This window comes from Bacteroidota bacterium (genome assembly GCA_016713925.1).
Classification (GTDB): domain Bacteria; phylum Bacteroidota; class Bacteroidia; order AKYH767-A; family OLB10; genus JAJTFW01.
Map to the genome: position 1 here is coordinate 1337063 of JADJOH010000002.1, position 12667 is coordinate 1349729.

At 42.9% G+C, this 12667-nt stretch carries 14 protein-coding genes; 5 read left to right on the plus strand and 9 right to left on the minus strand.

Annotation, left to right across the window (positions count from 1 at the left end):
• Positions 1-21 precede the first annotated feature (21 nt).
• The 5 genes from IPJ86_05250 to IPJ86_05270 form a co-directional block, all read right to left on the minus strand.
• Positions 22-1389: a T9SS type A sorting domain-containing protein gene (locus tag IPJ86_05250; GenBank protein MBK7886718.1), complete on the minus strand. Its 1368-nt coding sequence runs from the start codon at positions 1387-1389 to the stop codon at positions 22-24.
• A 121-nt stretch (positions 1390-1510) separates the two neighbouring features.
• Positions 1511-3007 (minus strand): T9SS type A sorting domain-containing protein, encoded by a 1497-nt coding sequence (locus tag IPJ86_05255; protein MBK7886719.1) that lies wholly within the window; start codon positions 3005-3007, stop codon positions 1511-1513.
• 150 nt (positions 3008-3157) lie between these two features.
• On the minus strand, positions 3158-3538 hold the full coding sequence (locus IPJ86_05260; protein MBK7886720.1) for a hypothetical protein: 381 nt from the start codon (positions 3536-3538) through the stop codon (positions 3158-3160).
• 336 nt (positions 3539-3874) lie between these two features.
• Positions 3875-4168 (minus strand): T9SS type A sorting domain-containing protein, encoded by a 294-nt coding sequence (locus tag IPJ86_05265; protein MBK7886721.1) that lies wholly within the window; start codon positions 4166-4168, stop codon positions 3875-3877.
• Positions 4169-4205: 37 nt separating this feature from the next.
• The gene (locus IPJ86_05270) at positions 4206-5969 is read right to left on the minus strand and encodes a PKD domain-containing protein (GenBank protein MBK7886722.1); all 1764 of its coding nucleotides are present in this window, start codon (positions 5967-5969) and stop codon (positions 4206-4208) included.
• Positions 5970-6446: 477 nt separating this feature from the next.
• On the opposite strand from IPJ86_05270, the gene IPJ86_05275 reads away from it, so the two are divergent.
• From IPJ86_05275 to IPJ86_05295, 5 genes are all read left to right on the plus strand, one after another.
• Positions 6447-6626: a class I lanthipeptide gene (locus IPJ86_05275; GenBank protein MBK7886723.1), complete on the plus strand. Its 180-nt coding sequence runs from the start codon at positions 6447-6449 to the stop codon at positions 6624-6626.
• 32 nt (positions 6627-6658) lie between these two features.
• Positions 6659-6862 (plus strand): class I lanthipeptide, encoded by a 204-nt coding sequence (locus IPJ86_05280; protein ID MBK7886724.1) that lies wholly within the window; start codon positions 6659-6661, stop codon positions 6860-6862.
• Positions 6863-7257: 395 nt separating this feature from the next.
• Positions 7258-7449 carry a class I lanthipeptide gene (locus tag IPJ86_05285; protein MBK7886725.1) on the plus strand — a complete coding sequence of 64 codons (192 nt, stop codon included), beginning with the start codon at positions 7258-7260 and terminating at the stop codon, positions 7447-7449.
• 63 nt (positions 7450-7512) lie between these two features.
• On the plus strand, positions 7513-7692 hold the full coding sequence (locus IPJ86_05290) for a class I lanthipeptide (GenBank protein ID MBK7886726.1): 180 nt from the start codon (positions 7513-7515) through the stop codon (positions 7690-7692).
• A gap of 32 nt (positions 7693-7724) precedes the next feature.
• Positions 7725-7907 carry a class I lanthipeptide gene (locus IPJ86_05295; GenBank protein ID MBK7886727.1) on the plus strand — a complete coding sequence of 61 codons (183 nt, stop codon included), beginning with the start codon at positions 7725-7727 and terminating at the stop codon, positions 7905-7907.
• A gap of 532 nt (positions 7908-8439) precedes the next feature.
• Here the strand turns inward: IPJ86_05295 and IPJ86_05300 are convergent.
• From IPJ86_05300 to IPJ86_05315, 4 genes are all read right to left on the minus strand, one after another.
• Positions 8440-9330: an alpha/beta hydrolase gene (locus IPJ86_05300; protein MBK7886728.1), complete on the minus strand. Its 891-nt coding sequence runs from the start codon at positions 9328-9330 to the stop codon at positions 8440-8442.
• A gap of 2 nt (positions 9331-9332) precedes the next feature.
• The gene (locus IPJ86_05305; GenBank protein ID MBK7886729.1) at positions 9333-10010 is read right to left on the minus strand and encodes a hypothetical protein; all 678 of its coding nucleotides are present in this window, start codon (positions 10008-10010) and stop codon (positions 9333-9335) included.
• 399 nt (positions 10011-10409) lie between these two features.
• Entirely contained in the window at positions 10410-11525 is a 1116-nt protein-coding gene (locus tag IPJ86_05310) for a hypothetical protein (protein MBK7886730.1), read from the minus strand.
• Positions 11526-11957: 432 nt separating this feature from the next.
• Complete coding sequence (locus IPJ86_05315) at positions 11958-12572, minus strand: VWA domain-containing protein (protein MBK7886731.1); 615 nt, start codon at positions 12570-12572, stop codon at positions 11958-11960.
• Positions 12573-12667 lie beyond the last annotated feature (95 nt).

Consider the following 12667-nt stretch of genomic DNA (forward strand, 5'->3'; position numbering starts at 1 on the left):
TGTTTGTTTTTCTAAACCATACTATTGAATTGCAAGGCGAATCACTTTACAAGTATTTCCTTTTCTGAGTTCAAGCAAGTACGTTCCCGCTGCCACCTCTCCCCCATCAAACTGTATTTGATAATCACCGGGAGGCAATTCCTGTTTTGAAAGAATGACAGATAGCGTTTTTCCGGTGATATCCTTCAACGTGAGTTCCACTTTCTCCGATTGGTTTTGTTGGAATGAAATTGTTGTCGTCGAAGAAAAAGGATTCGGATAATTTAGCAGGTAGTTACTTTCGCTCAAAAGGCTTTCATTGATTCCCACTAACGGTTCATCCCATTGAGCGATATGTCCGGTGCTGGTAGAACCTGCGGTAGTAAATATACCCCCTGCGATGAGTTGCGTTCCATACACACATAGTGTTTGTACACCAAATGCGTTTGCCCCGCCATAATACATTCCTCCACCCATGCTGCTCCATGTTGTTCCATCCCATTTCGCCACGCCATTTACGGTTTGACCATTAGCAGTAGTGAACAAACCACCGGCTATCAGATTTCCATTGTAGGCTTTCAGTGCAAAAACATATTGGTAAAATGTTCCGGAAACACCTCCACCCAATGCTGACCAGTTAGTGCCATCCCAGGCGGCAATATTATTTACCGGTACACTGCCTGCACTCAGGAACAAGCCACCGGCAATAAGTTTCCCGTTATATTCTGTCAGTGAATAAACAATATTAGAGATTCCACCACCTACTGCTGACCACGTGGTGCCATCCCACTTTGCAATATGATTGGCAGTTGTACCTCCTGCAGAAGTAAAAAATCCGCCGGCATACAATTCACCATTATACACCTGCAAGGCCATCACCTGTCCTTGAGATCCTCCCATTCCGGTGCCCAGATTAAACCAGTTGTTTCCATCCCAACCCACAATATAATTGGCAGGGAATCCATCTGCATCCGTAAAATAACCACCGATAATTAAATCGCCATTGTAAACTACCAGTGAGGTCACCGTTCCTCCCATGTCACCGTTTACATCGGACCAGTTCACGCCATTCCACTTAGCCAGAAAATTCACGTTCGTAGTTCCGGCCATTGTAAATTGTCCACCTACATACAGCTTATTGTTGTACTGAACGATCGCATCTACTTCGGCATTTAATCCTCCTCCCAGGGCGGACCATGTACCTCCATCCCATTTAGCAATATGATTTGCAGAAACGCCTCCGGCCGCGGTAAATTTTCCACCAACAACGAAATCACCATTGTATATACCGGAGGAAAAGACCCAGTCAGAAGTGCCACCATTGAGCGTATTCCATTGCTGCCCTTCGGCTATAGTGGTCGTTATACACAACAGGGTAGCGAAGAGGAATCTATTCATTTTATTTTTCATGATCTTCTATTAAATGAATAATTCCAAAATTTAATTATTGTACTGATTCCCTCTCAAAGTACTTGTTGCAGAAGATAAAGAACTACTCATTTATCTCCTGCAACAGCCTTTGAAATCAGGACTATCTTATTACCATTAGCTTTACTGTTTCACGATAATCGTCTGCTTCCGCACTCACGATATATGTTCCCGCTGCCAGACCTGAAATGTCCACCACATGTTTTATTTCATTTTCCCCGTTCGTTTGCATTTCAGTAATCACTCTGCCTGTCAGGTCTACAAGGCGAATAGTAACGGGTTTGGTTTCGTTCTGAATAAAGTAAACATTGACAGTAGATTCTGCTGAAGGATTAGGATAAACGTTAAGTCTTCCGGCAGAGCTTTGCTGCATTTCTTCACCATTCAAGCGGGGAGGAAGATCGGTCCAGATATCCACTTTATTTGAATAAATAGAATATTGCGGATAGGAGCTCCAGACTTCAGCACCTCCGGCAAAAAGCGCTTTATTACCATATGAAATCGCGGCTATACCGAAACGGGGTTGAGCCAGATATTCCACCGACCAGGTACCGGATGCAATGTCCAATACTTCGACTCTATCCGTGCCTGTATTGCCCCAAACCACTGTTCCGCCTGCGAACATCACCCGTTGCGGTGTTTGTGCAACAGTCATATTCATTCTTGGAGAGGAGATGGTAATAAAACTCCAGGTGTTCGTAGAAGCATCATATACTTCCACCCTGTTTGTCAGTGCGCCACTATTGGCAGTTGTTCCACCGGCAAAATAAACCTTATTCCCTACGGTTGCTGAAGCCATACCATATTTCGGTTGCGACATATTTACTACAGACCATATATTGGTAGCTGCATCGTATATATCTACACTTTTCTGATAAACGCCATTTGGATTTCTCCCCCCTGCAAACAACACTTTTGTACCAACAACTCCAACTGTGATCAGCTCCCTCTTCGAACTGAGTAGAGCTGTACTCCAAAGACCTGTTGCGTCATCATAGATGTCTACTTTATTACTTGCAGAATAAACTCCATTGACAATACTTCCCGATTCTCCTCCTGCGAAAATGACTTTACTACCAATAATAGCCACGGCCATATTGTTTCGTGCTTGTGATAGCGCAGTAGTGGTACGAACTCCGGTGTTGACATCAAAAATATCTACCCTGTTTGAATAGGCTAATACCTGACGTCCGCCTGCAAACAATACCTTATTCCCTACCGCTGCGGTAGCTCCAACACTTCTTGCCTGTGAAAGGTTGGCGGTGGACCATACATTCGTCGCACTATTATAGATGTCGATATTTTTATACATTACCTGATTCCAAACGGTAATAAATCCTCCACCGGCGAAATACGCTTTCCCTCCGTTAGCGACCGCTTTAATTCCGGTACGTGCGGGTAAGAAGGTTTTGCTGGACCAAAGCCCGGTAGTGAAGTCGTATATTTCATACTTTGCATTAGAGGCGAAGATGGCTTTAGTGCCTACTTGTTGCGGTACCAGATTGAAAGCGGGAGCAGATAAAGAATCGAGCGTCCATTGTGCATTAGCGGAGAATATCCCGGCAAAAACTATGATTAATAGTATGAATAATTTTTTCATGATTTCTGTTTTACTTTGAAGGTTGTTAATGAATGAAGTGTAACTACTGCTTCACCATCAGCAATACGCGCTAGCAGCTTCCGCAGAATTTTTAAATTAATGAAAGGGAGAGGCGCATCAAAAATTGATGCATGTGCCATGAATAAAAATCTACACCAATTGTGGAGGCTGCCAGATATCCAAAATACGCTCTTCCGGCTGTTGGATGTAGTCAAATACAAACAACTCAGAACAATAAAAAGTAAATGAACTTACTCCTGAAACTTGTTGAATAAAAGAGGTGCTATGAGCGATAAGCTGATGATGAGATTGAAAAGGAAGTTGATCATGCTTCTTCCCATGTTGAGGGGTAGTGGCGTGATTCCTTCCGTAATAATGTTCAATAAGAAAATTCGCAAATGAAATGTCGGAACATACCCTTTGATGTTCGGCATAGTGATCGAACAATTGGGGCAACTTCATCACTTCCTCCATATTTATGGAAGATCCGAAGATAGACATCGTCATCAGATATGCCCACAATTTTCTCATATTACAAATATACCCTCATCTCTCATTTTTACCAATGATACTCATCATATATACTACTAATGCTATACTATTAGTACTAATTCACCGTTCGGAAACATGGTGCTGATTTCAACTTACTTTTGATTTCATTAGAATACCTGCGAATTAACGTTTCTTTCTCTTCAATTAAAAATTCATCTTACTGAACAAGGCGATTTAGTGGTTCATTGGGCCAAGGAATAGCTCGACCCGGATTTGACCAATAACATAGAAATTGGGATTTCAACGAAAAAGGCCATCGTTTTGACGACAGCCTTTTCACAATAATTTATAATAATTCAACTTCCGTTTTGGGGGCTACTTCCTGATAATAAAAGGCAGGGAATACACCTTACCCTCCTGCCATGCTCCAAGGATATACATGCCCTCTGCTTCATTCGATAAATTCAGTAACAGCTGACCTGTTGCAGGGACGATACGATGCACTTCTCTTCCATATACATCCTGAATAGTCAACAGATTTACAGAAGAGTTTACGTCTACCCGAAAAATTCCGCTGCCCGGATTCGGATAAAACTGCAGTCCTATCTCACTGACTTCACCAATACCTGAACAGGGATCTACTGTGATCAGCGAAGTATCTCTTCCCACGCAACCGGCCGTATCAGTATACGCATAAACTACATTTTTATTTCCAACACCTGCCAGAGCCGGATCGAATGTATTTCCAGCTACACCCGGACCGGAATAGGTTCCGCCGGCAGGAGTTCCTGAGGTAAGTGTTATAGGAGAAGCCCATACACATACCGGCGTTTGTGTTTCGACATAGGTTACAGCTGGAGCATTCATCGTCACGTTGATGGTATCGGAATTGGTACAACCATTTTGCGCGGTAACCTGTACCCAATAGGTTCCGCCGGAGTTGATAAGGATAGAAGGAAGGGTGGCTCCGGTACTCCAGAGATAGGTGGCATTTGCGGTTATAGGAATACCTGATAGACCTGTTTCCCTGACAAACAACAAAATCATTTCCTAAGGTGGCAGGAGGAACGGAAAGGATAGTGACTAAAATTGCATCCGAGTTCGTACAGCCGACACTGTCAGTAACGGTAACCGTATACGTACCTGAGTTTATCACTGAAATTGTTTGCGTAGTGGCATTGTTACTCCAGAGAAATGCATTTCCGACATTCTGTGCATCGAGTAACGCACTTCCTCCACATTGGCTTATATCATTCCCCAAACCAACGACCGGCAACGGATTAATCGTCACTGAAATGGTATCAGTTCCTGAGCAGCCTGCCGCATCTGTCACCACAACACTATAGTCGCCACCTGTAGTAACCGTTATTTGCGCTGTTGTTGCACCATTGCTCCAGGTATAAGTAGAGTAGCCGGGCAAACTAATCACTGTCGAGGCGCAAGCGGTTACATCTGAACCGAGGGAAACCGGTAACAAGGCAGGACAAACGGAGATACTTTCACATTTGGTATGCTGACCACCGCAGGTATCGGTAACGGTCAGGCAAACATTATACAGACCAAAAGTTGCATAACTATGCGATGGATTTTGCAATGTAGAGGTATTCCCGTCGCCGAAATCCCAGGACCAGGAAGCCGCATTTTGAGAAGCATCCGTAAAATCCACTATTGGATACGTAGTAGTAAAAGAATAGTCCGCCAATGCCGGAGCAGGGCAGATAATAACGGTCGTACAAACGGTATCACTCACGCAGGTACCGGTGATATAGCTGCAAACGGTATAGTTACCGGGCGCAGGAAAGGTATGCGTAGGATTAAAGGTGGTATCTAACGGCGATCCATCACCGTAATCCCAAACGGAAACAGAGGTGGGGCCTGTTCCGTTATTGAAGGAATAAGAGGTTCCCCCTTGCCATGATTGAGTAACATTAAATGCGAAAGTTGTATCGTAGTACATGAACACTCTGCTGATACTGCCTGTTCCGGTGGACCACACTTCTTGCGGAGCAGTTGTTGACAATTCATATTGCATACCAAACCGACTGAGCGTTACGGGGAAGCCATTGATTGATGAATTGAAGAGTCCCGGCCCATAAGAATTGATATTTGAACGAAAACCTAAAATGCCAATATATTCACCCGGGCCCACCTGAATATTCACCGGGATCATGCCTTGAGTCGTATCATTCTGCGTCAAAAACAGCAAAGTGAAATCATTGGTAGCATTTGCAATTGCAGGCGGAATGGTATCCAGGCGCACCACGGCAATACTCTGGAGACCCGTAGAGGCATCGGTAGGCACCTCGAGTCCGGTAATGGTAAAACAGGTAGGTGAAGTAAACCAATAGCCACGCACATTACCTGTATAAGTGGTGGTTTGGGCGGAGATGGGCATTTGAATAAAATTCTGAGCGAAGGATGAGATCGCGATAGAAACTACTATCAATACGGAGAGAATAATTTTTTTCATCTGATGTAAATTGGCAGGTTGGAAAACAAATGTAGTGAATAATTCCAGATTATGCTACCAGCTTCCGGCTTCCGGCTTCCGGCTTCCGGCTTGCGGTCGCGAGGCCAAGTATCTTGCCTCGCTAAGAACTTTCGCTCGCGATGGGGAGCGACGCCTCCCTCACTACCGGCTACCAACCAATGACTGATTTATATTATTCGCCACAAATATTAAACTATAAACCTTGAAACTGAACTTTAAACTTTGAACCTTAAACTTTAAACTTTGAACCTTAAACTTTAAACCTTAAACTTTGAGTCGTATAGCATTTCGTGATTCTTTTTCAAAGTTTAACCGGCTATTTACAAAGCGGATAATACCATTTACAAAGCCAAGTGACCGCTGGTGAAGAGTTCTATACGGTAGCCTTGTGGCTGACCTACCTTTGACTTGTCAATCAACGATAACAACATCTAAAAAAATAAAAAAACAAACATCATGAAAAAGTCAATCAACAAACTCAGCTTAAACAAAAGCACGATCTCTAATCTCAGCCATTCCGATCTGAGTAACATCAATGGCGGAGCGAAATCAAACGGATGTTTACCACCCACTTTTGCTTGTCCTTCAAAATGGAGTTGCGCATCTGTTCATGTTTGCCCGACGCTCATAAAATAAATGTTATCTACAGATCTAAAAATAATTATATCATGAAAAAGACAATCAACAAACTCAGCTTAAATAAAAGTACTATCTCTAATCTCAGCCATAGTGCCCTTGATCAAATCAATGGTGGTGCTAAAACAGCCAAATGCATTCCTAATCTTACTAACCCTTGTGGCACATTGGCTTGTTCAGCAGGATGTCCAACCGGAATTGGTTGCCCAAGCATGATGTGCACTATTAAAAAATAAAAAAACTTTCGAAGTGGGCCCGTAAGTCCTCTTCTCTATAATAATGTGCTTTTTCAGGGAAATCCGTTGAGGGTTTCCCTTTTTTGTTGCTTGATGAACTTAAGTTGCTTTGGTAATATGAGGTTCTGAGAATCGGCAAACCTTCAAAAAATTGACTTTAAATTATTCGGTTCTAATCGGATTGAGTAGGCATTGAGTGTTGTGGTGCGGAAGTCAAAGAAGTACGAAATGTGATTCTATTACAAGGATTGCAACGGCTATTTACAAAGCGTATCCTACCATTTACAAAGCCAAACGACCGTTGGTGAAGAGTTCTATACGGTCCCCTTGTGGCTGACCTACCTTTGACTTGTCAATCAACGATAACAACATCTAAAAAAATAAAAAACAACATTATGAAAAAGCACATCAACAAACTCAACTTAAACAAAATGACCATCTCTAACCTGTATGCCGCTGAAATGAATCAGATGGTAGGTGGCGGAAAAGGATCGGCACCTGCTATCTGCATGCCTCCACTAACAAAAGGTTGTCCTTCTGGTGCTCCGGCTACCTGCTCTGCCTGTAACTGCACTGTTGTAAAATAATCCACAAGTAATTTATGAACCCGTAAGTTCATTTAAATCTCCAACAAATAAAAATTTATCATCATGAAAAAGTCAATCAACAAACTCAGCTTAAACAAAACAACTATCTCTAATCTCAGCCATTCCGATCTGGGTAACATCAATGGTGGAGCGAAATCAAACGGATGTTTACCACCCACTTTTGCTTGTCCTTCAAAATGGAGTTGCGCTTCTGTTCATGTTTGCCCGACGCTCATAAAATAAATGTTATTTACTTATCTAAATATAATTGTATCATGAAAAAGCACATCAACAAACTCAGCTTAAATAAAAGCACTATCGCTAATCTTAGTGACTCCGATTTAGGCAATATCAATGGAGGTGTTGCTTCAAAAGGATGTCAACCTCAATCTTTCTATTGTCCTACAAATTCGAGCTGCACTTTTATGAATACTTGTGGACCCCGCACATTAAAATAATCAGCAATCCTATTTCAGAGAAAGCTGTGAGGAATTCCTTTTTTTGTTGGTTAGATTTGAAATATAAACTTCAGGTAAAACCACTTCCTACGGATCTGGATAAAGACCTTGGAATTCCTACTGAGAAAACGGGCGTGTTTACACTTTTGAGGTAATAGAGCATACAACCTTTCGATTCAAAGCATGCAAATATCCTTCGTTTCGCCATTATTAACAGGGGTTGATATTCCGTATGAAAAGATTGTATTCTTTATTAAAATGAATAGTGTGAAAAATATTTTGATGGGCCGCAGATTTGTTATGATTGTTATGATTTGTTATGATAGATCGTTTCGAACGTTGCTCAACCGCTGCGATCGTGGCGTTTACAGAACAAGTAAGATGGAAATTTCGTTTGTGAAATCCAAGATTCAGACCTTGTACAATTTACGTTTCTATATAAGAAAACAACTTTATAATTTCACCCGGATATTTAACAACCAATAGCTACAATACATTCATTGGGGAAATTCCTTCACTGTTTGCCGGCAAGTTACTTCAAAATAAAATCCCCAACATTATTCAAATAATTCTGAATTCCCATAATTGTTTGAATTGAACCATGATCCGCGCCCGGAATGCGATGTGCTTCCTTATAAATACCGATATAATGGTCGTACACCACCTGTCCGTGCGTATCCACATTTAAGAAATCATCTGCTTCTCCGTGAATCCAGAAAAAAGGCTGATCCACACGCCGGATTTCTTCCGCATTGTTCAACGTGAAACTCGTAAAAAATGCTCCGGGTAACGCGAGACCGGTGCCATCCTGAATCATCACTTCCGGAGAAGCAAAGGGCGCTTCCAGAAGTATTTTAGAAGGCTTGAGAGAATAATGATGTGCACACATCTTCGTAGCAGGTGCGCAGCCTAAACTAAATCCATAAATAACGAGTCGGTCATTTTGAAGACCCTTGCTCTTTAACCAATTCAACGCCGCATCTACATCCGCATAGAGCCCTTCTTCATCCGGATGACCATCCGACATGCCAAAACCACGATAGTCAATCATTAGCACTCCGTAACGGTTTTTACCTCCTGTATTGGCCAGCAATTGTGCACGCGGCCAGTAAAAATCCATATGATCGCGGTTACCGTGACAGTACATGATGACAGTATCAACACCGATGCGACTGATGTCACCAATGTAAACGGCATAAATGGTTGTAGCAGAATTCTCATTCGCAGTTTGAGAATTCAAGGTGAACAAATGAACCAGACTGTCAGGAATAGCATAGCTTGCGTTCAATTTGAAATCCACCTCACCTTCATAATTATTCAAGCGGTACTCCGTAATTTTTTCGTTGTTGAACAGGTTATCGTCCAGGGTGAGGCATCCTGTGAACAGGAGCAACAAAGGAAAGAGGGAAATCAACTTTTTCATTTTCAGAATTTCAAGGTGTAACCAAAGAACAGAGCACAGGCGCCATGCGTTCTCAACGGTGTTTTATAATCGATGACCAGTCCTTCATTGGAAAGGTTGGGCGCAATAATTCTGAATTCGGTGTTAAAGCAATGCTTTTTCCGTTGAAAGGAATGACCGAGCGCGGGCATAAACAGCAGGTGATTTTCCTGTTGTTCATTATTGGCTTTATTCCCGGACAGCTCAAACCAGTTATCCAGGCTTAGGTAGATAAGATCTTTGTGTTTCCCATATTCCCAATAGGTGCTAATGGCAAGTTGAGGATATAATTTTCGGGCGTCGCTGTTGCGGTAGATAATATTGGCGACCGGAGTAATGCATACCGCAGGTTGAAATTCCCTTTGTTTTACGATTTGCTTAGTCAGTCCCAGCTCGAATTGAAAATTACCATACAGTGCCGAAGTGACATTCACCGCTCCGAACCCGGTGGTTGTTTCATTAAGACCGTACCCATAAGCCAACGTCAGAAAAGGCATGGGTATGGTTGTTCCATTATAATCGAACAACACTCCACCCAATGAAGCATTCACCGCCTGCTGCTGTTTTTCGAGCGGCTTCACAAAGCGTTGCGGGGCACAGGAGAAAAAGAACAAACCTGCGATTAGCGAAACAACACAGTCAATAGTAGAACTTTTCATCATCCTTCGGGTAAGATGCTACGAAGCTACTTGTTCCCTGAAATCCTGAACATGAAGATTGCTCTATGCAAGAATGATTTTAGTCAATATAGGAATCTCTATCCGAGTCAGTTCCGCCGTCTATTTTAGTGATAATTGTATTACCTGCGTTTCACCTGACGGTACTATGATCATTATTGCTATTGGTAATGAGGTGTAGAAGATGAAAGGAGACAGGACTCTTTCTTGTAGCTACCACAGGTGATTCTTTAGTAACACAGGACGGGCTTTTTTATTGATATGTAAAAAACCCTTTTGGGGGAATAGGAAGTAATGCAAACTTTTCTTCCCCCAATACGATGAACTGCCCGAAAGTAAAACTTCTCTAACTATATTACCATGGGGTCATCTGCAGAAAACCAATTAATCTTCATGATTAACCAGCTTTCTATCGAGTACAATTTTCTTTTCGCCACCATTGGGGCCGCTGATAATATAATTCTGGGCCAAATCAGCTCCTAAAAGTTTCACAAACTTGGCGCGAATTTTCGCCATTTTTTCACTGAGTGAATTGCTATCGGCACGACAAAGGTCTTCCACCAATTTTTCGATCACGGCTCTATCGTCGCGACGGCTGAGTAAGTGCATATACTCTGAGAGTTCAGCACGGTGATCGACCACATCACTGACTTTAATACCTTCCGGATGATTCAGGAACAAGAGATAGACTCCCAGTTCAGCAGGAGTAAGATTGATTTTCAGCATTCCAAGGTCCGGAATATAAGGGCTTTTGTTCCGGCCTTTCAGCAGTAGTGGCAGCGGGCTTCTCACTAAATCATAGCGTTCCCGAAACAGTAGTTGCCGACGAATGCTATCCATCATTTCGAAGGTATAACGGATATGCGCATGGGAGACTTTGCGTTCTGCAATAATCTTCTGGCAATCGGGGCAAATATCGGCAGTGCGCAATTTAAGCGAGATTTCTTCTTTCTGCTCGCAGAAATCGAGGATACAACCACGTGCCGTTTTATGCATGGCAGTAAACATTTCAGAAGGCTTATCAAACATGATCTGCTTCAGCAGAATGCTCACCATCTGATAAGCGATGGGATATCTGCTGTCGCCGGCGGCATATAGCTCCCATTGCTCCGTATGCACGAAATAGTTGTTGGGCGTTTTTTCATCGTATCCTGAAAACCAGTTGGGGTAATTTCCATAATCAGTGAGGAGAATGACTATTTCATCTGCAGGTATATTGCATTTTTTCCTGAAGTCATTATTTGCATGAAAAAGATCGTTCCACGAGAGGCGCTCCACTGACATTTCAGCACTATACATCACCCTGGATTCCATTACTTCCTGACGATGATATTTTTCATCATCCGGGAACAATAGCTTCACTTCGTCCTGTATGCTGAGCTCAGCAGGATGGCCATAGGTATGAAATGTAAATGGCCCCGGAATATGCTGCAGGAAATCACAGACTCCAAAATAGAGGGCATCCTCCACTCCATCCGTACGTATCAGGTAAACATTCATAGTGTTAAATATCGCATTTTCTTTTCAACCGGACTAAACATTTATGTCTGAATTTTTCATCTTCTACTGCTTTCTTTTGATGGTAACATTCAAGCTACAGCAAATCTAACACTTTAAGATCAGCTACCTCTGACTGACGACAGGCAACCGCGGGGACGCAGGGACTACTACGCTAAAGCTTCGAAGTCCGAAGGTCTACTTCGCTAAAGCTTCGAAGACCGAGGGAAGGCGCAAGGTCTACTACGCTAACTGTGTGCGCCAAAGCTTAAGCGACGGTGTAAGCTTCGAAGACCGAAGGTCTACTACGCTAACTGTGTGCGCCAAAGCTTAAGCGACGGTGTAAGCTTCGAAGACCGAAGGTGGCGCGGGGTTTTCGTTGATAGTTGCATGATGACACCACGGTTGTCATTTTAAATTTCTATGACATGTACCTCAATTCTTAAAGAATCCTGTCTTTCGCATTCCTCTTCGCTTATGATCCATATAATCGTGAAGCGTCACATTCATCTCCTGCATGGCGCTTGCCAAATGGGATTTTGATACGGAACGCACCTCTTCACGGTCGATGTTTAGCCGGCGGGCGATACTCCAGGCATCGATATCTGCTCCAACAAAACTAAACGACCAACGTTCTGTTCTTTTCCGATTGCTGATCTTCTCCGCTATCTGCTTATAGGTAAAAAACTGAGATGCATTCTCTTCCCCATCCGTCAGCACTACGATCACCACATCATCCTCCGGACTGAGCAGTCGTTCTGTATCCATTATTCTCATACCGATGGCATCCAGCAGCGCGGTTGATCCCTCGGGTACATACTGACGCAAGGTCAAGAGTGGGGCTTGTTCCGGCCCCAGATGTGAATACAACGTCGTTACTTCTGTATTAAAAAGAACCAGCGAAACCACCATTTCTTGTCCGGGCATCCGCTCTGCAAGGGAACGAATAGACAAAATCTGATTATTTACTGCATTTAAAGTTTCACTCCGCACATTTGACATACTCCCACTGGCATCAAGGATTAACTGATAATAGGTTTTCGATTTCATCTTTTCTTTTTTGATGAAACAAAGGTAGGGTCACCCGGCCGTGGTAGCTAATTTCGACAAGCTTGTTGGGGATCTACCTATTCACTTTTAGAGAC